This is a genomic window from Streptomyces sp. NBC_00873, from assembly GCF_045207415.1.
In the GTDB taxonomy this organism is placed as follows: domain Bacteria; phylum Actinomycetota; class Actinomycetes; order Streptomycetales; family Streptomycetaceae; genus Streptomyces.
On sequence record NZ_CP108803.1, the window covers coordinates 1683916 to 1708146 of the forward strand.

At 69.5% G+C, this 24231-nt stretch carries 17 protein-coding genes and 4 pseudogenes; 15 read left to right on the forward strand and 6 right to left on the reverse strand.

Features of this window, described 5'->3' with window-relative positions:
* Positions 1–28 precede the first annotated feature (28 nt).
* Both OH809_RS07870 and OH809_RS07875 read right to left on the reverse strand, forming a co-directional pair.
* A complete protein-coding gene (locus OH809_RS07870) occupies positions 29–1159 on the reverse strand; it encodes a HupE/UreJ family protein (RefSeq protein WP_406516236.1) in 1131 nt (376 codons plus the stop codon).
* Positions 1160–1328: 169 nt separating this feature from the next.
* A complete protein-coding gene (locus OH809_RS07875) occupies positions 1329–1625 on the reverse strand; it encodes a VanZ family protein (RefSeq protein WP_406514958.1) in 297 nt (98 codons plus the stop codon).
* A gap of 100 nt (positions 1626–1725) precedes the next feature.
* On the opposite strand from OH809_RS07875, the pseudogene OH809_RS07880 reads away from it, so the two are divergent.
* From OH809_RS07880 to OH809_RS07930, 11 genes and pseudogenes are all read left to right on the forward strand, one after another.
* Positions 1726–1896 (forward strand): annotated as a pseudogene (locus OH809_RS07880) (30S ribosomal protein S14); the annotation flags it as partial.
* A 198-nt stretch (positions 1897–2094) separates the two neighbouring features.
* Positions 2095–2745, forward strand: a complete 651-nt coding sequence (locus OH809_RS07885) for a choice-of-anchor M domain-containing protein (RefSeq protein ID WP_406425306.1) — start codon at positions 2095–2097, stop codon at positions 2743–2745.
* Between the two features lie 110 nt (positions 2746–2855).
* Positions 2856–3971, forward strand: a complete 1116-nt coding sequence (locus OH809_RS07890) for a choice-of-anchor M domain-containing protein (RefSeq protein ID WP_406423087.1) — start codon at positions 2856–2858, stop codon at positions 3969–3971.
* The gene (locus OH809_RS07895) at positions 3968–5503 is read left to right on the forward strand and encodes an anchored repeat ABC transporter, substrate-binding protein (RefSeq protein ID WP_406514959.1); all 1536 of its coding nucleotides are present in this window, start codon (positions 3968–3970) and stop codon (positions 5501–5503) included. Before OH809_RS07890 ends, OH809_RS07895 begins: the two co-directional genes overlap by 4 nt.
* Before the next feature lie 5 nt (positions 5504–5508).
* Positions 5509–7077 carry a choice-of-anchor M domain-containing protein gene (locus OH809_RS07900; protein WP_406514960.1) on the forward strand — a complete coding sequence of 523 codons (1569 nt, stop codon included), beginning with the start codon at positions 5509–5511 and terminating at the stop codon, positions 7075–7077.
* Positions 7074–7811: an anchored repeat-type ABC transporter ATP-binding subunit gene (locus OH809_RS07905; protein ID WP_406423084.1), complete on the forward strand. Its 738-nt coding sequence runs from the start codon at positions 7074–7076 to the stop codon at positions 7809–7811. Before OH809_RS07900 ends, OH809_RS07905 begins: the two co-directional genes overlap by 4 nt.
* Positions 7808–8743 (forward strand): anchored repeat-type ABC transporter permease subunit, encoded by a 936-nt coding sequence (locus OH809_RS07910; RefSeq protein WP_406514961.1) that lies wholly within the window; start codon positions 7808–7810, stop codon positions 8741–8743. Before OH809_RS07905 ends, OH809_RS07910 begins: the two co-directional genes overlap by 4 nt.
* Positions 8744–9152: 409 nt before the next feature.
* A pseudogene (locus tag OH809_RS07915) lies at positions 9153–10496 on the forward strand (exonuclease domain-containing protein); the annotation flags it as partial.
* A 229-nt stretch (positions 10497–10725) separates the two neighbouring features.
* Positions 10726–11790 (forward strand): biotin/lipoate A/B protein ligase family protein, encoded by a 1065-nt coding sequence (locus tag OH809_RS07920; RefSeq protein ID WP_406425304.1) that lies wholly within the window; start codon positions 10726–10728, stop codon positions 11788–11790.
* A gap of 105 nt (positions 11791–11895) precedes the next feature.
* Positions 11896–12417 (forward strand): annotated as a pseudogene (locus OH809_RS07925) (biotin/lipoate A/B protein ligase family protein); the annotation flags it as partial.
* 714 nt (positions 12418–13131) lie between these two features.
* Positions 13132–13281 carry a hypothetical protein gene (locus OH809_RS07930; protein ID WP_406514962.1) on the forward strand — a complete coding sequence of 50 codons (150 nt, stop codon included), beginning with the start codon at positions 13132–13134 and terminating at the stop codon, positions 13279–13281.
* Between the two features lie 11 nt (positions 13282–13292).
* On the opposite strand, the gene OH809_RS07935 is transcribed toward OH809_RS07930, so the two are convergent.
* Entirely contained in the window at positions 13293–14729 is a 1437-nt protein-coding gene (locus OH809_RS07935; RefSeq protein ID WP_406514963.1) for an amidase, read from the reverse strand.
* 182 nt (positions 14730–14911) lie between these two features.
* On the opposite strand from OH809_RS07935, the gene OH809_RS07940 reads away from it, so the two are divergent.
* Positions 14912–15634 (forward strand): hypothetical protein, encoded by a 723-nt coding sequence (locus OH809_RS07940; RefSeq protein WP_406514964.1) that lies wholly within the window; start codon positions 14912–14914, stop codon positions 15632–15634.
* Here OH809_RS07940 and OH809_RS07945 read toward each other — a convergent pair.
* Entirely contained in the window at positions 15631–15984 is a 354-nt protein-coding gene (locus OH809_RS07945) for a hypothetical protein (RefSeq protein WP_406425302.1), read from the reverse strand. The genes OH809_RS07940 and OH809_RS07945 overlap by 4 nt on opposite strands.
* A gap of 287 nt (positions 15985–16271) precedes the next feature.
* On the opposite strand from OH809_RS07945, the pseudogene OH809_RS07950 reads away from it, so the two are divergent.
* Positions 16272–16484: pseudogene (locus OH809_RS07950) on the forward strand (L-serine ammonia-lyase, iron-sulfur-dependent, subunit alpha); the annotation flags it as partial.
* An 87-nt stretch (positions 16485–16571) separates the two neighbouring features.
* Here OH809_RS07950 and OH809_RS07955 read toward each other — a convergent pair.
* Positions 16572–17951 carry an FAD-dependent oxidoreductase gene (locus tag OH809_RS07955; RefSeq protein WP_406514965.1) on the reverse strand — a complete coding sequence of 460 codons (1380 nt, stop codon included), beginning with the start codon at positions 17949–17951 and terminating at the stop codon, positions 16572–16574.
* Positions 17952–18499: 548 nt separating this feature from the next.
* Between OH809_RS07955 and OH809_RS07960 the strand changes: the two genes are divergently transcribed.
* Positions 18500–20053 carry an MFS transporter gene (locus OH809_RS07960; protein WP_406425300.1) on the forward strand — a complete coding sequence of 518 codons (1554 nt, stop codon included), beginning with the start codon at positions 18500–18502 and terminating at the stop codon, positions 20051–20053.
* A 5-nt stretch (positions 20054–20058) separates the two neighbouring features.
* On the forward strand, positions 20059–20721 hold the full coding sequence (locus tag OH809_RS07965; RefSeq protein ID WP_406514966.1) for a TetR/AcrR family transcriptional regulator: 663 nt from the start codon (positions 20059–20061) through the stop codon (positions 20719–20721).
* A gap of 722 nt (positions 20722–21443) precedes the next feature.
* Here OH809_RS07965 and OH809_RS07970 read toward each other — a convergent pair.
* A complete protein-coding gene (locus OH809_RS07970) occupies positions 21444–23792 on the reverse strand; it encodes a hypothetical protein (protein WP_406514967.1) in 2349 nt (782 codons plus the stop codon).
* Between the last annotated feature and the right edge of the window lie 439 nt (positions 23793–24231).

Genomic DNA, 24231 nt, shown 5'->3' on the forward strand with positions numbered 1-24231 from the left:
GATCCTTAAGAGTGCGGGGAGGTGGGTGTCAGGTCAGGAGCGGGGAACGTTCGACGAACCAGACCAGACCGGTACCTGCGACGACGACGGTCGCCGCGACGGTGCCGAGCTTGAGGGCGCGGGCGGCGACCGGCGTGGTCGCGGCCCTGCGCAGGAACAGCAGCGCCGGGAAGGCGAGCGCGATCATCGTCAACTGGGCGAGTTCGATGCCGACGTTGAAGGCGACCAGGTTGGCCAGCATCGAAACCGACAGCGGCCCGTCGATGCTGAGCGCGCCCGCGAAGCCCAGCCCGTGCAGCAGCCCGAAGCCGAAGACCACGGGCAGCCGGTGCCTCGTCCTCGTCGAGAGCAGGTTGTCGAGCGCGACGAACGCGATCGACAGCGCGATGAGCGGCTCGACGATCCACCCGGGCACGCTGACCCAGCCGATCGCGGCCGGCACCAGGGTCACCGAGTGCGCGACCGTGAAGGCCGTGACGACCCCGACAACGTCGCGCAGCCGCTTCGCGCCCAGCAGCAGCGCCAGCAGGAACAGCACATGGTCGAGCCCGAAGTACAGGTGCTCTGCCCCGAGCTTGACGAACCGCGGGATCTCACTGAGCAGATCGGTGTGCCCCACCGTGACGCTGGTGCGGGCGGTGTCGAGCAGCGTCGAACCGCGGCTGCCATCGATGTCGTAGACCACCTTCGTGGTGGTGCCGTCGATGACGCCGTCGGAGGGGCGGAAGATGTCACTGCGGACGGTGAGCGCCCCGGACGCCGGGCAGTCGTAGGCGAGCGCGACCCGCGCCGCGCCGGAGTCGGCGAGTTCGACGCGGGCGCCGTCCGCAGCGGTGCACCCGATCGAGCCGCGGCTCAGCCGCAGCCGCTCGCCGACGTACTCCGCCACATCGCTCGCGTGCGCGTCCAGCGAACTGCGCCGCACCCCGGTCGGCACCTCGGCGGCCGCGCCGTCCACGCCGACCGCGTCCGGGCTCAGGGCACCGTCGAGGCTCAGCAGCCGGGCGAGGACGTCGTACTCCATGTCTACGACAGCCGCGACGCCGTCGCGCTGGCTGCGCAGGTCGACCGAGACCGAGGTCTCGCGGACGTGCGCCTGTGCCGGAGTGGCGACGAAGAGGACAGCAACAAGGGAGGCGAGAAACGTCAGTAGACGCACAGTCAAGCACTTCCGTGGTGAGGAGATCGGCGGTCGGCCCCAACCCTGCAGTGCTCGCACCACGCCCGGCAACTAGAGATGACCCAGTTTCACCGACCCTTCCACTGCCGGTCACCCACCGGCCGAAAGCCGGGTTTCTGAGCGTCGGAGACCGGACTTTGAGGCAAGGCTACGAGGCCCGCGTACGAAACCGGGTGAGCCCGGCGCCCAGGACCCACCCGCACGAGGTGAGCATGACGTCGTTGACGTCGGCGGCGCGGCTCAACAGCAACTGGCCGAGCCCGATGAGCAGCGACAGGCCCGCACCCGCCGCGACCACCGCCCCCGCCCGCGGCAGCACCACGCGCAGCAGCCATCCCACGGGGACGAACATCGCGACGTTCCCGACGATGTCGGCGATCCCGAGCGCCCGGTTGACGTTGTCCTCTTCGTCGTGGACCGGGCCAAGCCTCTCCGCTCCGATCACTCCCGCACACTTTCAACGCACCAGGGAAGATCAGACACCTGGAGGTCCGCCGACGAGACCGACTCGTCGGAACCCTGCACGAATACCAACATGCCGCCAACGCGGCGCCGCCCTGGCCGAGCTGCGCGAGCAGCCCCGGAACGCCAGTGCCACCCGGGTGCGCAACCGGGACAGTGTCGACGGACGGCCCCGCGGGCACCTGCGGAAGTTCGGCCTGTCCCGGGTGCGCATGCGAGAGCAGGCGCACGCCGGCTTCCTCCCCGGAGTGACCTTCTGCCCGGACCGGCCGAGGCGGAACTGCGGGCAGCTCCGCTGGAAGACCGCCGACTGCGCTGAGTCTGTCTCCGGCGTGCACACGCCGCGCCTGTCGCATGGGTGCGCATGCCGAACCTGTTGCACATGCTTCTTGAAAACGATTATCGTCTTCCTTGTTCGCGCACACTCAACCATTGCCCAAGGAGGGCTTCTTTTGCGTGCCTTCACGCGCACTCTCACTGTCGCCGGTTCCATAGCCGCGGCCATCGCCGTCGGCGGACTCTCCACCGCCTACGCTGCCGGAACCACTCTCTCCAAGGGGCACGTCGATGTCCTCGATGTCGAGTACGCCGCCGGCGCCCTCGAACTGCACGTCCACGACGAGTCGGTGACCCCGGACGTCGAGTACGCCCCGGCGGACGTCGTCCTCCAGGCCCTGCCGACCGCCGCGTACACCGTGCCCACCGGTACCTGCTACAGCCACCTGGGCACCGCGGGCTCCACCGTCTACCGCCTGCCGCAGGTGGAGAACGCCAACCTGCTGTGGCCGGGCATCTCCGGCGAGCACCTCTCCACCGGTGTCTTCCAGAGCGACAAGGTGCAGGTCAAGCTCACCTCCGTCAGTGGTCCTGGCAAGCTCACCGTCTACAAGAACGGGCTCTGCCCGAAGAGCAACCGCTCCTACGACAGCGGGGACGCCACGCTCACCAACACCCGGGACGTCGCTGCGGGCGAGCACGACCACGCCAACTGGGTCTTCACCAAGGCCGGTTCGTACACCGCCACCTTCCAAGTGAGCGGCACGCTGACGAACGGCACGCCGGTCGGCCCGACCTCGGCGACGTACGCCTTCCAGGTCGGCTGACCCGACCCGCGTCACAAGCCCCGTGCCGGGGGCGGGTCTTGCCCGCCGTTCGAACTGTCCCCGGCGCGGCCGTGGTCCCCTGCTCTCTCGTCTGAAGGAGACGCCCCGTCATGCGGGCCCCCATCACACCCCGTTCCGTACGTGCCGCCACACTCGCAGTCGCCCTGTCGCTGCTCACCGCCGCACCCCTCGCCTACGCAGCCGACACTCCGCCGAGGGAGGCCCCCGCCGGAGAGCGCGTTGTCCTGAACGGCGGCCATCTCGACCTGGCGGCCCGGCTGAGGAACGGGCGGCTGGAGTTCCGGATCAAGGACGGGACGGTTGCCGGCGCACCCGTCTGGCGCGAACCCTCCGACGTCCTGCTGCACTTCGACCCCCGCCACGAGATCGTCATCCCGCCGCGCGAGGACGTCCCGCAGTTCGAGGGGTTCGGTGAGCCGGGCAGCAGCCTCTGGGTCGACAAGGACTTCGAGGTGGAGGAAGGGCTGCTCTGGCCTGGTTGGAACACCCTGGAGATCCTGCCGGCGGACGTGTCAGGCGGGGTGAAGGTCACCTTCCCGAAGATCGAGGCGCCGGGGCGATTCGTGCTGGGTCAGTGGGAGGACGATCCTGAACTCGGCATGCGCATCGGCGTCACCGTGGACGGCGCGAAGACCGAGCCGGGCGCGGTCGACCTGCCCGCGTTCACGCACGCGCACCCGCTGTGGATCTTCAACGCGGAGGGCGTCTACCGGATCACGATGCAGATGACGGCCACGCTGCCTTCCGGTGCCACGGTCTCCGACCGGGAGACGCTGGCCGTGGTCGTCGGCGACGACGTGGACCCGGGGACGGTCGTACCTGGAGACGGCACGAACCCGACGTCCACGCCGACGCTGACTCCCACGCCGACCCCGACGCCCAGTACGGCATCTCCCTCGGTCACGCCTACGCCGACCCCCACGACGTCCGCCCCTGGCAGTCCGTCCGCTACCCCCACCGAGCCGCCGGCCCCAACGGGAAGCCCGTCGGCGACCACGACCAGCACACCCTCGGCCACCGGCGCGCCCGCCCCCAGCTTCCCCTCAGGAGGCGGCGGCGCTATCACCACCGCGCCCACGGGCGGCGGCGGCCGTCTGGCGTCGACCGGTGCGGGCGTCGCCCTGCCGATGGGTATCGCGGCCGCCGCGCTTGCGGCGGGCGTCGCGGCCGTCGTTGTCGTCCGCCGTAAGAGGGGCGTACGGTGAGCCGCGTCCGCGGCGCCGGGGCCGTCACCGCCGCAGCACTCGCGACCGCCCTGTTCGCGTCCGGCTGCGGTGCCGGATCCAGCGGGACGTCCAAGGACGCCGAGCTCACCGTCTCCACGACCACCGCGATCATCGCCGACTTGGTGCGCAACGTGGGCGGCGACCGGGTCGACGTGACCTCCGTCGTACCGCACCACGGCGACCCCCATTCGTACGAGCCGAGCCCCGGCGACGCCGCCCGGATCGCAAAGTCGGATCTCATCTTCAGCAACGGGCTGCTCCTCGAAGAGCCCGGGATCATGAAGATAATCCACACCAACGCGCCCAAGAGCACGCCGAAGGTACCGATCAGCGAGAAGCTGGAGCAGTACGGCGGCTCGGTCATCAAGCTCAAGGAGGACCTGGGCCTCAACGTCCTGTGGCTGGGGTGGGCCGTCGAGGGCGAAGTGGCAGGCGATGGCTCCCAGGTCCGTACGACGGCGACGAAGCTGGAAGGGCCGGGCGATCTTCAGGTCTATCTGACGGACACCCTCGGCACCCCGCGGAGCTACATCGACTCCACCGACGGTTTCGACGCGAAGGACTCTTTCGCTCTGCCGCCGGAGGCTCACACCCACGTCAACTGGGCATTCAGCAAGCCCGGTACGTACCGGCTGACCGTCGAGGGGCGGTCGGAGACCCTGGACGGGAAGACGGCGCCCATCGGCAGCGGGACCATCACCTTCGTCGTCGGCGGCGTACCCGCCCCGGCGGGGAAGACCGTCCTGGACGGCGGGCACGCTGATGTCGCCGTCAACGCGCAGAGCCGCTCGGTCCAGGTGCGTTCCGACGATCCCACGACCGGACAGCGCACCCATCATCCGGCCGACTCGGTCGTGCTTTCCGTGCCGAACCGGGCGAAGGAGACGGTGCCCAAGGAGGAGGCGTACCGCTTCCTCGGCCGGCCCGGCACGCCCATCTGGGTGCTGCCGCAGGCCGTCATCGGCAAGCACGTCCACGGCGAGATGGACCCCCACGCCTGGGAGGACGTCGCCAACGCGGAAGCGTACGTACGCCGGATCGAGGCCGAGCTGATCAAGGCCGACCCGAAGGGCAAGCCCGAGTACGAGCGCGACGCGGCTCGCTATCTGAAGCAACTGGGTGCGCTCGACGGCGAGGTAGCCCGGAAGCTCGCCGCTGTGCCGGCGGCGAACCGCAAGCTGATCACCACGCACGACGCCTTCGGCTATCTGGCGACGGCCTACGGCATGGAGGTCGCGGGCTTCGTCGTCCCCGTGCCGAGCCGCGAGCCCAGCGCCGCGGAGATCGCGAAACTCCGCGCCACGATCCGCGAGAAGAAGGTCCCGGCCGTCTTCCTGGAGCCGAATCTCGCCGCGCGCGCCGATGTCCTGCGCCGAGTCGCCGAGGACGAGGGCGTCGGTATCTGCACCATCTACGGCGACTCCTTCGATGACAAGGTCCACGACTACGTCGCGATGATGCGACACAACGCGAACGAACTGGCCCGTTGCCTGGGCCGGGAGGGGAGTTGAGCCCGATGAGGCTCGTACGGAACAGCAGGATCGCCCTCGCGGCGGCGGGTGCGCTCGCGCTCGGTGGAACGGCCATGACCGTTCCGCCCGTGCCCCCGCTCTTCGTCGCTCCCGTCACCCTCTCCGATGGCGTGCTCAGCCTCGGCGAGGGCGGGATGATCGATGTCGACGACACCCACAAGGTGACCGGGCCGAACGGCGCGGACCTCTGGGAGCTGAGCCCCGAATGGGACACGTCCGCGCTGCCCGCGGGCTCCGTGCGCTGGTCCCTGACCGGGGTCGAGGGGCCGGGCATCCTGCGGGTCACCGAGCCGGTCGAAGGGGAAGCCGAAGGCGAGGAGGAGACCGGGGGCAAGCCCCTCGTACGGTTCGACAGTTCTGACGGGCTGCCCGACGGATACGACCTGCCGGCCGCGGCGCGCGGCGAGACCCGCTGGGCGTTCGACGCGCCCGGGACGTACGCGCTGACGTTCACGGCCCAGACGCAAGCGGAGGCGGGGCAGCAGCCGCTGGTCGCGGAGACCTCGTACACTGTACGGGTCGGGGACGCCGCCCTCGCCCAGCCGCAGCCACGGCCCGAACCGGCGCCTGTCGTACAGCCCGGCACGGAGCCGTTGGCCACTGTCCCGGGGCCGCCCGTCGACCGGCAGGTCGCCGCCCAGGCCCCCAACCTGCTCCCGGTCGCCGAGCCGGTCGAGACGGCCAAGAAGGTCCTCGGCGAAGGACACGTCGACATCGCCGCCCGCGTCGTCGACGGCCGACTGCAGATCCACGTCAAGGACGGCACCGTCCCGGGCAAGACCGTGTGGCGCGAGCCCTCGTCCGTGGTCCTGCACGTCAAGCCCGAGGCCAGGAAGACGATCCCGGCGAACAAGGACTTCGCCTTCCTCGGGAAGGCGGGCGACCCGATCTGGCTCCTCGACCAGGTGCAGCAGCCCGGGCTGCTTTGGCCGGGCTGGTCCACGGACAACATGGCGGCCGGCGCGACCAAGGGCGAGGTCGAGTTCAAACTGGCGAAGGCCGAGGGACCAGGGGACTTCGCGCTGTACAACTACGACGGGCTGTCGGGCGCGACGGTCCGCTTCAACAGCGGGGACGGAGTACCGGACGCGTTCGGCGTGCCGCAGAACACCCACGCGCACGGCGGCTGGGCCTTCGGCAAGGAGGGCGTGTATCGGCTGACCTTCACGATGTCCGCCACGCTCGCCGACGGGACAAAGGTGAGCGACACGGAGACGCTGGCCTTCAGCGTGGGCACGGGCGACCCGAACCAGGTGCCTGTGGGCGGATCCACCGGCGGCTCGACAGGCGGGTCGACGGCGGGTTCGACGGGAGGGGCGACAGGTGGTGGCTCCACCGGGGGTGCGACCGGCGGTTCGACCGGTGGCACCACCGGCGGCGGGTCGGCCACGGGCGGGACCACCGGCGGTACGAATAGTGGCTCCGGATCTGCCACCGGCGGGGCCATGGCCAAGACCGGCTCGGAGGGCACTCTCCTGCTCGCCGGTACGGCCGCCGCACTCGCCGCGGCCGGCGCGGGCGCCGTTTTCCTCACCCGCAGGCGCACCTCGTGAGCGCCCCGGATCAGCAACTGCTCGGCGTCGACACGGTCTCCGTCGTCCTGGGCGGCCGTACGGCCGTACAGGACGCCTCGCTGACCGTCGGAGCCGGTGAACTGGTCGGTCTGCTCGGCCCGAACGGCGCAGGCAAGACCACCCTGCTGCGCGCCGTCCTGGGCCTCACGGCGACCTCGTCGGGCAGCGTCGAGGCGCGCGGCCCGGTCGGCTACGTACCCCAACGCCACGATTTCGCCTGGGACTTCCCGATCGACGTGGCCGGCGCGGTTCTGAGTGGACGTACCCGAACGATCGGCTGGCTCCGGCGGCCCCGGGCACACGATCGGGCCGCGGCCGACGCGGCGCTGGAGCTGGCGGGTCTGACCGACCTCCGCCGCCGTCCCATCGGGGAGCTGTCGGGCGGGCAGCGCCAGCGTGTCCTGGTGGCGCGGGCGCTCGCCGCAGAACCCCGGCTGCTGCTCCTGGACGAGCCGTTCACCGGCGTGGACGTACCCACGCAGGAGCTGCTCAACGAGCTGTTCGGCCGCCTCGCGGCCGAGGGCAGAGGACTACTGATGACCACACACGATCTGGCTGCCGCCGCCCGCACCTGTACGCGGGTGGTCCTCCTCAATCGTACGGTCGTCGCCGAAGGCGGACCTGAACTGCTGTCCGACGCGGAACAGATGCTGCGCGCTTTCGGGCTCGACCGCGCCGTCGCGGCGGTTAGCGGCGCGGAGGTGGCGGCATGACCGACCTGCTGGCCTTCTTCACCGACCCATGGGCGCTGCCGTTCATGCGGCGTGCGTTCACCGTTGCCGCCATTGTGGGCCTGGTCTGCGGGGTCGTCGGGGTCTACGTCGTCCTGCGGGGCATGGCCTTCATCGGCGACGCGGTAGCCCACTCGGCGTTCCCCGGCGTGGCCCTCGCGTACGCCTTCGAGGGCAACCTGCTGCTCGGCGGCGCCGCAGCCGGCGTGACGACGGCGGTGCTCATCGCCTTCGTCTCACAGAACCGGCGGCTGAAGGAGGACACCATTATCGGGGTCTTCTTCGCGTTCGCCTTCGGGCTCGGCATCGTGCTCGTCTCGACCCGCGACAGCTGGACGACGGACCTGTCGTCCTTCCTCTTCGGGCAGGTCCTCGCCGTCGACGCGGCGGACATCTGGCGGGTCGCGGTCATGGGTGCTGTCCTGGTGGCGGTCGTGCTTGCACTGCGAAAGGAGCTGGTGGCGGTCAGCCTCGACCGCGAGACGGCGCGTGCGGTCGGACTGCCGGTGCTGCCACTGGACCTGACGCTGTATGTGGTCGTGACGGCGACCATCGTGATGTCGCTGGAAGCCGTGGGCAACATTCTGGTCCTGGCGCTGCTCATCACGCCGGCGGCCACCGCTCGCCTGCTCACCGAGCGGCTGTGGGCGATGACCCTGCTGGCGTCCCTCTTCGGCTGCGCGGGCAGCCTGGCCGGACTGTACGTGAGCTACACGTACGACCTCGCGGCGGGTGGCTCGGTCGTCGTCGTCCTGACCGCCGTCTTCGCCGTCGTCTGGCTCCTCGCACCGCGCCACGGCCTCGCGGCGAAGCTCCGGACCCGGGGCCGGGCCGACGATCGGGAGCCGACGAGCCCGCCGGAGAGCCGTCCCGCGCAGGCAGCGGTGCCCGCGGAGGTGCCTGCGGCGCTCTGACGTACTCACATGACTCCAGGGCGGGCGGTGGTCGCAGCCACGGCACCGCCCGCCCTGGCATTTCTCACACCACACGGTGTGCGGACGGGGAAGGTGGATCCGCGCATGACTAAACGCTCGATCGCCCTTGGAACGGTTCAGGAGACCCTTCTCGTCCCGCTGTACGGCCGAGCCGTCGAAAGCCGCAAGCCGAAGCCGGCCCTGAGGGACGACAAGGCCACGCAGATCGTCGGGGCCATCGACTACGACTTCGCCCGGTTCGACGAACTACCCAGTCTGCTGGGCACGGTGCTCCGCACCAGCCTCTTGGACCGATGGAATGCCGCTTTCCTGGCGGAGTACCCCACCGGCACGGTGGTGGAGCTCGGTACGGGGCTGAACACCCGGTTCGAGCGAGTCGACAACGGCCTTGGTCGACGTGGAGACCTCCGGGCTCATTGCCAGGCGGGACCGGGTGCTGTCCGTCGCGGTGGTGACGATCGGTCCGGGCGGCGAGCAGACCGGGGAGTTCTCGACCCTGCTCAACCCGGGATGCGACCCAGGGCCGGTGGATGTGCACGGGCTGACCGTCGAACGGCTGCGGGGCGCACCAACCTTCGACCAGGTCGCCGGGCAAATAGGGGCGATGCTCCAGGACCGGGTCCTGGTCGCCCACAACGCCCAGTTCGACTACGACTTCCTGGCCTACGAGTTTGCCCGTGCGCGGATGTGGCTGCCGGTGTCGCAGCGGCTGTGCACCCTGGCCCTCAACCGCCAGGTGGATCCGCCGACAAGCGACATGAAGCTCGGCACCCTCGCTGCCCACTACGGCGTACCGCAGCAGCACGCGCACGATGCGCTGGACGACACCCGGGTGCTGGCCGGGATCCTGCGGGCGTCGCTGCGCGAGGCGGCGCTGCTCGATCTACCGTTGCCGCTGGTGACCTGCCCGCCCCGGGCAGAATCCCAGTTCACGCCGCAGCCGCCCAAGACGCCCTGTGCGTACCGGAACCCGGGACGGCTGACTCCCGGCGGGCCACTCCAGCAGGGGATGAAGATCGCGATATCCGGTGAGACCGCCCACGCCCGGGCGGAGCTGGTGGGGCGGGCGGTTGCCGCCGGGTTGAACATGATGACGTCCGTCAGCCGGCATACCAGCGCGCTGGTCACCAACGATCCGGCGTCCGATTCGACGAAGGCCCGGCGCGCACTCGCCGAAGGCGTGCCAGTCATCGATGAGCACACCTTCCTGCGGCTGCTGGCCGACGTACGGGCCGGAACAGCTCATGAGGCGACGGTCGCCCCCGTGAAGGAGCCGGAAACGGCACAAGTCCGGTCCGTGGAGCCGGTGTCCACCACGACCTCTACCGCACCCGCCCCGAAAGCACCCGCCCTCCCCACGCTCTCCCCCGGCGCATCCGTCCCCGCCCCGCGCCAACCGGAGAACTCGGTCAGCACCTCGGACAAGCCGCTGACGGGACGCCGGGTACTGGTTCTTGGCGGTGTCCATGCCGATGCCGCGGCAGCTCGTACGCGCGTCGTCGAGCTGGGCGGATCCGCAGCAGTCAATCTTTCCGCCAGCGTCACCGACGTCGTGCTCCTGCCGGGCGGCGAGAACGACCGACGCATCCACCGCATCACCGCCCTTGCTATCCCCGTACGCGACCCACATTGGCTCACCGCGCCAACCGCCGCCGACCGGCGCACAGCGGCTGTCCGGCCGCAGGACCCGCAGGTAATGCCAAGGGGCGGCGTCATCGACCTGCCCATGCCTGCACGTCCCCTGGGTCAGGCACGGCGACGCGGTGCGGGTGGGGGCCGAGGTGCGGAACCGGCAGGCTTGAGTTCAGTCCGGCGGGCAGTTACTGGAGCCTTCCTTTCGGTGTGACCCCGGTCAACAGGTTCATCACGGTGAATGTGCGGATTAAACCGCATGGCAGCTGGGTTGTGTCTGGTTGGAGTGGATTCGTAGAAGCCCGTCGGGCGACTTTGGAGGAATGGCTGTGCACGGTGAGTACAAGGTCCCCGGCGGCAAGCTCGTCGTGGTGGACCTGGACGTCGAGGGCGGCGCGCTGCGCAACGTACGGGTCGCCGGCGATTTTTTCCTCGAGCCCGACGAGGCCATCCTCGCGATCGACGCCGCCCTGGAGGGCGCCCCAGCCAACACCGACACCGCCGGGCTCACCGCCCGTATCGACGCGGCACTGCCCGCCTCCACCGTGATGCTGGGCCTGACCTCGGAAGGCGTCGCCGTCGCCGTACGCCGGGCCCTCGCGCAGGCCACCGAGTGGAGCGACTACAACTGGCAGCTCATCCACGAAGCCCCCCAGTCCCCCGCACTCCATATGGCACTCGACGAGGTCATCACCACCGAGGTCGCCGCAGGGCGCCGCCCGCCGACGCTACGAGTATGGGAGTGGGACTCTCCCGCCGTGATCATCGGCAGCTTCCAGTCGCTGCGCAACGAAGTCGACCCGGCCGGTATCGAACGCCACGGTGTCACCGTCGTCCGTCGCATCTCGGGAGGCGGGGCAATGTTTGCAGAGCCGAGTAGCACCATCACCTACTCGCTTTCTGTGCCCCAGTCCCTCGTCTCCGGCCTCTCCTTTGCCGATAGCTACGCCTACCTGGACGACTGGGTCCTCGAAGCTCTCGGCGACATGGGCATCAAAGCCTGGTACCAACCGCTCAACGACATCGCGACCGACATCGGGAAGATCGCCGGAGCGGCCCAGAAGCGCATCGTGGGCCCCGGCGGCGGGCCCGGCGCCGTGCTGCATCACGTCACGATGTCCTACGACATCGACGCCGACAAGATGCTCGATGTCCTGCGCATCGGCAAGGAAAAGATGTCCGACAAGGGCACCAGAAGCGCCAAGAAGCGCGTCGACCCCCTCCGCCGTCAGACCGGCCTGCCACGCAAGGCCGTCATCGACAACATGATCGACTCCTTCCGCAAGCGCCACGGCCTCACCCAGGGCACAGTGACCCCTGAGGAGTTGGCACAGGCAGAGGATCTCGTACGCACCAAGTTCGGCACACCCGAGTGGACGGCACGGGTACCGTAGCAGTTGCTGACTTGCTCGGAGACTGTGTCGCTCCAGCCAAGTACTCGCAGGTCAGATCCTCTTGTCGCCGCTGGCGAAGCGTCGTAGTGTCTTCCCCGTCCGACCTTCGTGGAACCGGGCAACACCATCACGTACTCGCTCTCCGTTCCCGATTCCCTGGTCTCCGGCCTCTCCTTCGCCGACAGTTACGCCTATCTGGACGACTGGGTGCTCGAGGCACTCGGCGACATGGGCATCAAGGCCTGGTACCAGCCGCTCAACGACATCGCCACGGACGCCGGGAAGATCGCGGGCGCGGCGCAGAAGCGAATCGTCGGCGGGGAGGGCGCCGTGCTGCACCACGTGACCATGTCGTACGACATCGACGCCGACAAGATGCTCGACGTGCTCCGGATCGGCAAGGAGAAACTCTCCGACAAGGGCACCAGGAGCGCCAAGAAGCGCGTCGACCCGCTGCGGCGGCAGACCGGTCTGGCGCGCGAAGCCGTCATCGAGCGGATGATCGACTTCTTCCGGACCCGGCACGGCCTCACCCGGGGGAAGGTGACGGACGAGGAGATGGCGCAGGCAGAGGAGCTCGTGGCGACGAAGTTCGGGACCGAGGAGTGGACCGCGCGCGTGCCGTAGGGGTCCTCCCCACCGCTCCGGACCCCGACAGGTCGCGGCTGTCGGAGGCATTCGCCAATCGCGCATGGTGACAGCCCTTCTCCTGCGCCGGACTGACCTGGTCCGGCACTGCTGCCGGTGGGTCCGGATGAAGGGGAGGGCATGTCACGGGCGTTCGAGGCGATAGACCGGTTCGAAGCGGGGATGCTCCATGTGAACCGTCCCGGTGTCGGGGCCTGGGCGAGGCCGACGATTCCGCCGCCGGCGACAGGGGTGTCGGCTCGGTTCACAGTCATGGTGATCCCCTTCTCAAGGCGTACGGAATGAGGGTGCGCGGTCCGGTGGCGTACGGGTAGCCGGTTCCAGTGGGGCAGCATCAGTAGCCCGGCGAGCAGCACGGCCCGGTCGACGTCCGACGGCAGGGTGCGTTCGATGCCGGTGACGGTGACGGACAGTGCGATGCCCGCGGTACGGGCCCGCTCGGCCAGCTCGTCGATACGGTCCAGCCCCGTGCCCCGGCCGGGCAGGCGTCGCGCACCGGAAAGGAGGTGGTGGCGGCGGGAGTGTCGCTCGCCGGTGCCCTTTCTGCGTCACCGCGCACGCCGTGCTCCTGCATGCAACCGGCGCCCACACTCTGGCCGAGAAAATCGCCCGCGGCGAGCAACCCGAGGACCCCGGACACCGTCAAGGTGCCTGACGGCCACGACCTGCTGGGGACGGGACGCGGCAGACGCGGTGGACTTCTTCGTCTCCCGTACGCCGGGTCTCACCGTCTCCGACACCACCCGGGCCTCCATGACGGAGACCCTGCTGCCGTACGAGACGGCGGAGGGCGTGCTGCTGCGGGCGGGGGTGGGGGTGGTCGGCGCCCGCCGCCCGCTCTGACCGGCGGCGCGTCAGGCGCCCGCAAAGGCCGGCGGCCGGTGCTCGTACCAGCGCTGATCGGCCTCCAGCTGGGCGGCGAGGGAGATCAGCAGCTCCTCGCTGCGGGAGGGGCCGAGCAGCTGGGCGCCGACGGGAAGTCCGTCGGCGGTGAAACCGGCCGGCACATTGATGCCCGGCCAGCCCAGCACATTCCACGGCCAGGCGTACGGACACGCCTCGGTGATCGCCACATCGGTGCGCCAGGCGCTCAGACCGTCGAATGTGCCGATCCGGGGTGGGGGCGCGGCGGTCGTCGGGGTGAGCAGTACGTCGAACCGGGCTCCCACCCGGTGCGCGTGGAAGAGCGCACCGATCCTGCGCTGCTGCCGCACCTCCCGGGCCCGGGCCGCCCGCACCACCCGTCCCCCGAGCCGGGTGCCGGTGCGCAGGGCGTTGCGGGTGCGCGGGTCGAGGAGGGCGGGTTCGGGGTGGAGCGCGGCAAGTTCGGCGATCCCGGCCGTGGCACGGGGGACGAAGCCGAGGCCGATCAGCCCGTAACGGGGCCTGGCCTCCTCGACCTGATGGCCGAGCCGGGCGAGCGCCTCGGCGAGTGCGGTGACAGCCCGTCGTACGTCGGGGTGTGGGGCGGTACGGGTGAGGGTGAGCGGGGGCTGCCACGCGAGGGCGATCCGCAGCCGGCCCGGGTCGCGGCCCGCGGCGGCGGAGGCCGCGACGGGTGGGGGCCGGTGCAGGTCGTCGGGGTGAGGTCCGGCGGCCGCGTCGAGCAGCAGGGCGGCGTCGGCGACGGTGCGAGCCAGCGGTCCGTTGACGGTGAGGCCCTGGAAGGCGTCGTGGTGCGGGTGGACCGAGATCCGGCCGCGCTGCGGTTTGATGCCGACGAGATGGGTCCAGGCGGCGGGGATACGGACGGACCCGGCGCCGTCCGAACCGAGGGCGGCGGGCACCAGCCCGGCGGCCACGGCCGCGGCGGAACCGCCGGACGAGCCGCCGGGGGTGTGCTCGGTGTTCCAGGGGTTACGAGTGGCACCGAAGGCGGGCCCTTCGGTGAAGGGCCACTGTCCGAGCTCGCAGGAGTTGGTCTTCCCGACGATCACGGCCCCTGCGGCGCGGAGCCGGCGGACGGCCTCGCTGTCGGCCGTGGCCGCGGGCAGGTCGCCGCGGCAGCCGAAGTAGGTGGGCATTCCGGCGACATCGGTGTCGTCCTTGACGGCGACCGGCACCCCGAGCAGGGGCAGCCGTTCCCCCGCGGCGAGGCGCCGGTCGGCTTCGGCGGCCTCGGCGAGCGCTTCGGTGGCACGCAGGTGCCGGAAGGCGTTGAGGGTGCTCCGGCTCGCTTCGATGCGTTCGAGGGCGGCGGCCACCTGCTGGGTCGAGGTGGTCCGGCCGTCGGCCAGCTCGCGTGCGCTGTCCGCCAGTCCGGTCGAATCCGTGAACTCTGCTGAGGACATGGGCTGTACGCCTCCCGGATTTCGGCGCGTGCCCGCGCCTTCCGAATCTGTCCGCCCAAGCGAACTTACTGGAGGGTAACGAGTAGCGGCCGGTCCACTCAACCGTTCAACGGGGAGTGTCAGTACCCCTTGCTGGTTTCTCCGGCAGGAGTGGACAGAACCGAACGGCTGGGGTGGGGCCTGTGGAAGCAGAGTTCGCGGGAGAGTTCGAGACGCACCTGACGGTGCGCCTCGGCACCGAGGCAGGCGCCATGGATGCGAGTGCACGCCTGGAACACCGGGCGGGCCGGACCGGGCTGAAGCTCACCCGCATCGTCCTGGACCGCGGTCCCATGCCCGACCAGCCCATGCTGACCGAGACCGGGCGCGGCGCCCTCACCGAGCGGCGGGCCGCCGCCCTGCTCCGTTCGGCCGAACTGCGGGCGGCGGGCTTCCCCGTCATACGGGTGAAGATCGAGGCCTCCCCGCGGAACGCGGACATACTGCAGACGGCGGACGAGGCTGCCGCGCTGTCCCCCGTCTGTCACTTCGAACACCACATCAAGCTGCTGCTGCCGGGTGAACCGGAAGTGGCCATGGCGCGGGCCGTGGCCGAGCGGCACAGCGCGCACCTCTCGCGCAACGCCCGCCGTGCGGCCCGGGAGGGGCGCCACGAGCGGTTCGTCACCCAGCGCTGCCGCACCGTCGGCCGACCGGAGGCCCGCGCCCGGCTGGACGCGCTCCTCGGTGCGCTGACCGCCGCCACCGGTGGGTGGACGGCGACGCGGACGGGCTGCGGGAGCGGCTGGCGACGGCGCTCGCAGCCCTGCTGGAACGGACAGCCGCGCGGTGACGGACCCGACCGGCCGAGGGCTGTCGACACCACCACCGCGCTCACACACGCCGGCTCCGGCGGGCTGCCCTAGGGCCGGACGTCGATCTCGCCGATCCCGGTACCGATGCCCGCGCAGTGTGCGGTGGACTGGCCGGACTGGCCCGGGTTGAGGGTGACGTGTTCACCGTCCACGTCCGGCGACCAGCCGCAGACCAGGTGCACCCAGAACGTCTGCGCCGTGGAGCCGTTGTTCCGGCACAGCGCGTATCCCGTGTAGTCGTCGATCTCGTGCTTTCCCGTGTCGCAGGACAGGCCGGGCGGCGTCGCCATGGGTGTCACGGCGGTGGCGGCCGTCGCGGGTGCCGCGAGCGCCGCGGTCATTCCTGCGACAGCGGCGCCCCGCAGCACGGCCCCGGACAGACTCCCCATGCACAGCTTCATCGTTCGCATTTCCTCTTCCTGGTGACGGACTCGGTGCCCCGACACCGTCCCCCACCGTCCGTGACAGAAAACAGGGCTTGGCCTCACCCTGTGTACGCAGGCGGGCGGCCGTTCCGGCCCGGTCGTACGCTCACATGGTCGGGCGGCAGCATCTGAACGGGCCGGGCACCCCCATCCGCGGGAGGCGACGTGACCGGTCGCCGCTTCGGCACGCGCACGTAGGCCTGGGCGGCGGTGATCGTGCTCGGTCTCGCGAGCGGCGGCGTCATCGGCGGCGGTGCGGCACGGGCGGCCTGGTACATATCCCGTGCATCGAGCGCAACGGCATGGCCGCGATGAAGGCCGTCACCGCGGCCAAGATGGCGATACGCGGCGACGGCAGCCACAAGGTCTCCCTCGACAAGGTCATCAAGACCATGAAGGAGACCGGCGCGGACATGAAGGTCACATACAAGGAGACGGCACGGGGCGGACTCGCCCTCAACGTCATCGAGTGCTGAGAACGGAACACGGCGACTCCGCCGGCTCTGCGGATGGCTTCGGTCCGGCGCTGCCCCGCGCCGGACCGAAGCCGTCCCGAGCCGGGCTCAGCTGCCGATGCTCTGCGGGTGCCGGAAGAAGTTCGGCGCGTCGTACCGCCGCTTGACCGAAACCAGCCGGGAGTAGTTCTCGGCGTAGTACGCCTGCCGCCAGTCCCCCAGGTCCGGGTTGGGGAAGTTGAGGTACGACTCGCCGCTTGAGAGCGGGTCGATGATATTGAAGGCGTGGGTGGGCCACACCATGGCGGCCTCGGCCTCCTCCGCGGGTGGCTGCCCGTCGGACAACAGGGTCGCGCAGGCCACGAAGAACTCCGCGCCGCGGTGCACATACGCGGTCTGTGCGCGGGGGACCTCGTTAGCGACTCCGCCGAGTGCCGTGAAGTACAGGTACGTGATGTGGCCTGGCCTGCGGTTGGCTTCGAAGGCGGCGAGCAGGTCGGCCACCCCGGAGCTGCCCGTGGGACGGTCGAGCAGCCGGGTCCGCTCCCTGAGGAAGGGAGTGCGCCGGATCTTGGCGTCCGAGTTCGAGCCGGCGCGGTGGCACTCCTGCACCGTGAGCTGCTCGCAGCCGTAGACGGCCTTCATCGCCTCGTCGTACGGAAGCTCCTGGACCGTACGGAGACTGGGCGTGGCACCCGCCTCGGCGGCCAGTTCGTTCAGGGCCTGCTCAATCTCCGACTGCGGCCCGTGGTAGCCGCCGTTGATCTTGATAATCGGCACATTGCCCGGGGCGCCGTCGCGCAGGAGCACGTTCAGGGTCGAACCCAGGTTGTTTGAGCCGCTGTAGCACCACTCCTGCCAGGCCGTGATGACCTCCTGAGCCTTGTCCCACGGCCACAAGGTGTCGAAGTACACCATGCGAGGGGCCGATATCGGACGTACCTCGAAGTCGATGACCACGCCGAAGTTGCCGCCGCCACCACCGCGTATGGCCCAGAAGAGGTCGGAGTGCATCCTCTCGGAGGCGCGCACGATCCGACCGTCCGAGAGGACCATCCGAGCCGAAACGAGGCGGTCACTCGCGACCCCGAACTTCCGTACTTGAAAGCCGAAGCCCCCGCCCGAGATATAGCCGCCCTGGCGCACGGTGGCGCATGTGCCCGTGACTATCTGCCTGTTGTAGGGCTTGAGCGCGGCCAGCGCGTCGATGCTCTGCACCCCGGGGCCGAGCCGCACCGTGTGGTGGCCGACCGAGACACGGTTCAGCCGGGAGACGTCGAGGACCATGCCCTGGCCGGTGGACCAGCCGGCCAGGCTGTGGCCGCCACTGCGGGTGTGTACCGCGATGTCGTTGTCACGGGCGAACTCGATGGCCGTACTCACGTCCCGGGGAGTCTCGCAGTAGACGATTCCCTGCGGTTTTACGGTGTCGAGCTCCACCAGAACGCCTTGCTTGGAATAGGCGTAAGCCTGGTCGGAGGGCAGCACCACATCTCCCTTCAGATGCCTGCGCAGCTGCCCCCACTTACCTTCACTTCCATATACCGACCCCACTGATGACCCGACAGTGGCAACCGCGAGCGCCACGCTGCCACCACCGCGAAGAAGGGATCGTCTACTCAGCATCGTTCCTCCAGGACCAGAGACCAGAACTGACAGGTGGCGGGGGTCATTCACTGGGAGCCTAGAGGCAGTCGGGATACCTGTACAGGAATCGAACTCCTGGGCTGAAAGCAACAGTTGATGATTGACGTGGCGAGTGACATCGAGGCCGACAGGCCGCCGTGAAGGAAGCTGAAGTACCGCTTCCGCAGTGGTGACGAGATGCTGCGCCTGGCACGCGAGGGCATCCTGCCGGGCGGCCTGAAGGTACGCCGCCGCACTGCACCACTACATGGCGACACGGCGGGCAGGGTTGCCCGGCGGACCCACGCAGGAGCGGGAATGATGTCATGACCACGTCAAACACGGTCTCAAGTGTGGGTCGGCTCACCAAAAGCCACCCACTATCAAGCGACAGCCGCTATCGTTTAGCTATGGCTTCCAAAAATCGCTGGTTGGCGCTGATTGGTCTGACGATCAGCGTCCTCGTCATCGGATTCGACACGACGATCCTGAACGTCGCCCTCCCCACTCTGGCCGCCGACACCGGCGCCTCCGCGGGTGAGCTGCAGTGGATCATCGACTCGTACGCCGTCGTCTACGCTGCCGCGATGCTCCCCGCGGGCTTCCTCGGCGACCGCTTCGGACGGCGCAAACTGCTGGTCACCGGGCTCGTGATCTTCCTCGGCGGTGCCATCATCGGAACGCTCGTGGACACCCCGGGCGCGCTCATCGGGGCCCGTACGATCATGGGCCTCGGCGCCGCGCTGATCATGCCGCTCACGCTGTCCATCATCCCGACCCTCTTCAAGGGCGAGGAGCAGACCAAGGCGATCGCGATCATCACCGTAGGTGTCTCGATCGGCCTGCCGCTCGGACCCCTGATCAGCGGCTGGCTGCTTGATCACTTCTGGTGGGGCTCGGTCTTCCTCATCAACATCCCGCTGGTCGCCATCGGCATCATCGCCTGCATCCTGCTGATCCCCGAGACCAATGACCCGTCGGCCCCCAGGGTCGACATCATCAGCACCGTGCTGGGCATCGTCGGTCTCGGCGCCCTCGTCTACGGCGTCATCGAAGGGCCCTCCGAGGGATGGGGCGCCCCGGTCATCCTCGCCTCGATGATCGGCGGTGTGCTGATGCTCGTCGGCCTCGTGCTGCGCGAGCAGCGCCGGCCCCGCCCGATGGTGGACCTGGAGCTGTTGCGGAACCCAACCTTCCGCTGGAACACGGTCTTCCTCATCCTCGGCATGTTCGTGTTCATGGGCCTGATGTTCGTGCTGCCGCAGTACCTCCAGGTCATCCAGGGCCACGACGCCTTCGGTACCGGCGTGCGCCTGATGCCGCTCATGGCCGGCATGATCGTCGTCGCCAAGATCGTGCCGCCACTGACCATCAAGCTCGGCACCCGGCCGCTGGTGGTCGCGGGCCTGGCCATCATGTCCCTGGCGATGTTCCTCGGCAGCACCACGGACACCGACACCGGCTACGGCTTCACCGTGCTGTGGATGGTCCTCACGGGCCTGGGCGTGAGCCTCGTGATGGTGCCGGCCCTGGACACCGCCCTCGCGGCACTGCCCAAGGGCAAGGAGGGCACCGGCAGCGGCCTGAACACCACCCTGCGCCAGGTCGGCGGCGCCATCGGCATCGCCCTGCTGGGCAGTGTGCTCAGCGCCGTGTTCACCGACCGGATCGACACCGACGGCGTGCCCGCCCAGGCGGCCGACGTGGCCGAGGAGTCCGTGGTGGCCGCGCAGACGGTCGCAGCGCGGCTCAACCTGCCCCAGCTGGCCGAGTCCGCCGAGTCCGCCTTCGTCCACGGCATGAGCACGGTGCTGCTGATCTGCGGCATCGCCGGCGTCGTCGCGGCCGCCCTCGCCGCCTTCAAGCTGCCGGACAGCCGGGAGACCAAGAAGACCGAGGAGCAGGCAGAAGAGCAGCCTCTGCCCGAGGCGCTGTCCGACATGGCGGACGGTGCGCGACAATGAGTCGTATGCCCTTTGCAACGACCAGCACACCGGTGTCCGCGATCGCAGTCGCCGAAGCCGGCCTCGGCCTGCGCGAACGCAAGAAACTGCGCACCCGCCAGGCGATCCGTGAGGCGGCCCGTCGGCTGATCGATGAGCGAGGGTACGACAACACCACCATCGAGCAGATCGCCGCGGCGGCCGAGGTCTCGCCGAGCACGGTCTTCCGCTACTTCCCCAGCAAGGAGCACATCGTCCTGACGGACGACTACGCCAAGTTCACCATGTCCTTCCTCCGCGACCGCCCGGCGGACGAGCCGCCGCTGGCCGCCCTGCAGGCGGTGGTGACCGAGATGGTGCGTAGGCTGGCCGAGGACTTCAGCGAGGAGTACCGGTGGCGGCGGGAGCTCGTGCGCCAGGTGCCCGCGATACGGGCCCTGGTGGGCGAGGAACAGGACAGGTGGGTCGAGTCCGTGAGCGAGGTGTTCGCCGAACGGGCAGGCGTGCCCGCGGCCAACCTCGAGCTCCGCGTCCTGGTCGGCGCCGTGACGGGCGCCTTCCACCAGGTGCTGTGGGGAGACCACAGCGAGGACACCGACCTGGTGGAGATGATCGAACGGGCCCTGGCTGTGCTGGAGCATCCCGACGCCGTCGGGCGCCCGACGGACACCGGGCCGAGCGACGTGTGACGCTTCCCGGCCGTGCGTGAGAAAGGGGCCCTCGAATTCGCCTTTCCCGGTCGGGGCCTTCAACGTATTGCCCGGTGAGAGCAATGGCGGAGGATACGAGATTCGAACTCGTGAGGGGTTGCCCCCAACACGCTTTCCAACTGTGCGAGTGGCCGTTCGTGAGCATTCATGGACGGCCATTCGGCAGATCAGAGAGGGCTGGCGTACGTCGGCGCACTAAGGCGGGCGTGAGCGAACTGGACAAGGAACAGGACAACGAGCGGCGGTGAAGGATGCCTTGTCGTGTGGGTGCTGGCACAGGTTCGCTGTCAGTGTGGTGCTCTACGGCCTTCTGATCCGTAGGCGCGTGCAGCACCATCACGGACCGTTCGCCTGCTGGGATCTGTTGGTCCGTCCGCCGCTTACGGGCCCGCCGCCGTGCGTGGTTGTACGCCTCTGTTGATGTCAGTTATTGATGTCACGCAATAGGCCCCGGACCTGCGGCTTCGCTCGTGAAGTCGTAACCTGCCGGATCAGCCGGACGCCAGATCCGGCCCGCCAACGACAGACAGGTCTTGAAAACGGTCGTGCGCGAGCCACCCTGGGTTCAAATCCCACACCCACCGCGCCGGTGAATGGCCCCTGACCGGACGAGACGGTCAGGGGGCCGTGTTGTTGCGCGGATGGGGCACGGGCAGCTTCTGATCCGTAGCTCTAGCCGGATCTCATCAAGGGGAGTCGCCCTACCAGTGGTCGTGGTGATCGCAGTGCTTGTCGTGCTGGTGACGCTTGATCTTGGTGGGGTCGGTGGCGGTGTGGGTGGTGGTGTCGCCGCCTCCGGTGACGGTGGCGGTGTTGGTGACGGTGCTGGGGGCCTTGCAGGAGACGTCCACCTTGAGGGTGATGGGTGGGTAGCTGCTCCCTGAGGGGAGGACGTCGCTGCGGGTACAGGTGAGGGTGGATCGGCTACAGGCCCATCCAGTGCCGCTGAGCGAGACGGGGGTGAGTCCCTTGGGCAAGGTTTCGGTCAGAGTGACGGTGGTGCCGTCGGTCGGGCCGGTACCACTGTTGGTGACCGTGATGCTGTAGGTGCCCCTCTTGCCCTGCCCGAACGCGCCGCTGTGACTCTTGCTGATCGCCAGCGTGGGCGGGCAGGTGCCGGTGATGGTCGTGGGATCGGTCGCGGTGCGAGTGGCGGTGTCCCCGCCGCCAGTGGCCGAGGCGGTGTTGGTGACCTGACCGGAGGCCGTACAGGCGACGTTGACCGTGAGGGTGAGCGCCGGATAGCTGCCACCGGACGCGAGGACGTCACTGCGGGTACAGGTCAGCGTGGCCAGCGTGCACGTCCACCCGGTACCGCTCAACGACGTCGCGGTAAGCCCAGCCGGGAGAGTGTCGGTCACGGTGACGACGGTGCCGTCGGTCGCGCCGGTCCCGTTGTTGCCGACCGTGAGCGTGTAGGAGCCGGACTGGCCCCGCGCAAAGCTGCCGCTGTGACTCTTGCTGATCGCCAGCGTGGGCGGGCAGGCGCCGGTGATGGTCGTGGGATCGGTCGCGGTGTGAGTGGCGGTGTCCCCGCCGCCAGTGGCCGAGGCGGTGTTGGTGACCTGACCGGAGGCCGTACAGGCGACGTTGACCGTGAGGGTGAGCGCCGGATAGCTGCCACCGGACGCGAGGACGTCACTGCGGGTACAGGTCAGCGTGGCCAGCGTGCACGTCCACCCGGTACCGCTCAACGACGTCGCGGTAAGCCCAGCCGGGAGAGTGTCGGTCACGGTGACGACGGTGCCGTCGGTCGCGCCGGTCCCGTTGTTGCCGACCGTGAGCGTGTAGGAGCCGGACTGGCCCCGCGCAAAGCTGCCGCTGTGACTCTTGCTGATCGCCAGCGTGGGCGGGCAGGTGCCGGTGATGGTCGTGGGATCGGTCGCGGTGTGAGTGGCGGTGTCCCCGCCGCCAGTGGCCGAGGCGGTGTTGGTGACCTGACCGGAGGCCGTACAGGCGACGTTGACCGTGAGGGTGAGCGCCGGATAGCTGCCACCGGACGCGAGGACGTCACTGCGGGTACAGGTCAGCGTGGCCAGCGTGCACGTCCACCCGGTACCGCTCAACGACGTCGCGGTAAGCCCAGCCGGGAGAGTGTCGGTCACGGTGACGACGGTGCCGTCGGTCGCGCCGGTCCCATTGTTGCCGACCGCGAGCGTGTAGGAGCCGGACTGGCCCCGCACCAAACTGCCACTGTGGCTCTTGCCGATGGTCAAGCTCGGGCCAGGGGGGCCGTAGGAGATGGTCACCTGGCCGTTGTTGTTCGCCGTCCCGATCGCGGACGGCGCATAGTGTGTACCGGTGCTCGACGTGGTGGCGAAGCTGCTGCCCCCACCACCACCGCCCCCACCCGCCGAGGTGCCGCTGCTGTTGACGGCGCCGCTGCCGCCGCCCCCGCCGGCGAAGTACCCACCACCACCGCCCCCACCATTAGCGATGACAGTGGCGGCGCAGCCGCCGTCGAAGCTGCCCCCGGTGCCACCGGTACCGACCGTGGCACCTGAAAACCCGCTCCCCGGCCCACCCTTCGTGACCGCACAGAACGGAACGGCCCCGCCGGCCCCGCCGGCACCGCCGGTGCTGGTGCTGGTGCTGCCACCGCCCCCACCCTGCCCCGGCGAAGCCCCAGGGCCGGTGGCACTTCCCGCGGTACCGCCGGTGGCATCCGGCGTTGTCCCGCCGTTGCCTCCGTTCCCTCCCGTAGAGCCCGCTCCGGTGCCGCCAGCGGCACCGCCGCCCCCGGCGACCACCAGCAAGGAGCCGCCCGTGCTGATGCTGGAGGCCCCGCCCCCACCCGGACCTTCAAAATGAAAACCAGTGAGCGGAAAACTCCCCCCTGGGGCGCCGCCGTTGAACCCGCCGGCACCCGGCGTCCCGGTGCCGTTGCAGCCTTTGCCGCCGGTGCCGCCGACGTTGATGGTGAAGGCCGTCGGTGCGGCGGTTTGCGGGAGCGTAGTGACGACCCGCGCCCCCGTCCCACCGGTCCCCGTGACGGAACAGGGGGTGCCGGTGTTGTCGGCACCGCCGGCCCCGTCCGCGGTGATCGTCACGAACATCCCCGCAGGAACCGTCAGGGTCTGCGGAGCGCCGGTGAAGGTGAAGGTCTGACTGACTGGCGCGGCTGCCCGACTGCCGCTGCGATGACCTGCCGTCGGAGAGTCAGCGACGGCCGCCGGCACCCCCGCACCGGTGAGCACGGCACACACCGCTACGGTGACGCCCATACGCCACCAACCCCGCCCGGGCCCGGCCGGCGATGCCGCTGAAGCCGACACTTGCGCCGCCCGACGACCAGTGACACGCCAGAGGCCCCGCTGGCCCCAACTTTGAGATCTGTGAACGTCATTGGTCACAACACGCCGATCCTCTCCTGAAGCAATTCCCCGCTACGTCAGAAAACGCCCCGGGGGCGATAGAGCGACGACACACAAACGCCGCTGTCGCGCAGGTAATGGAACCTGACAAAAGAACACAAAACGTGGTGAAACG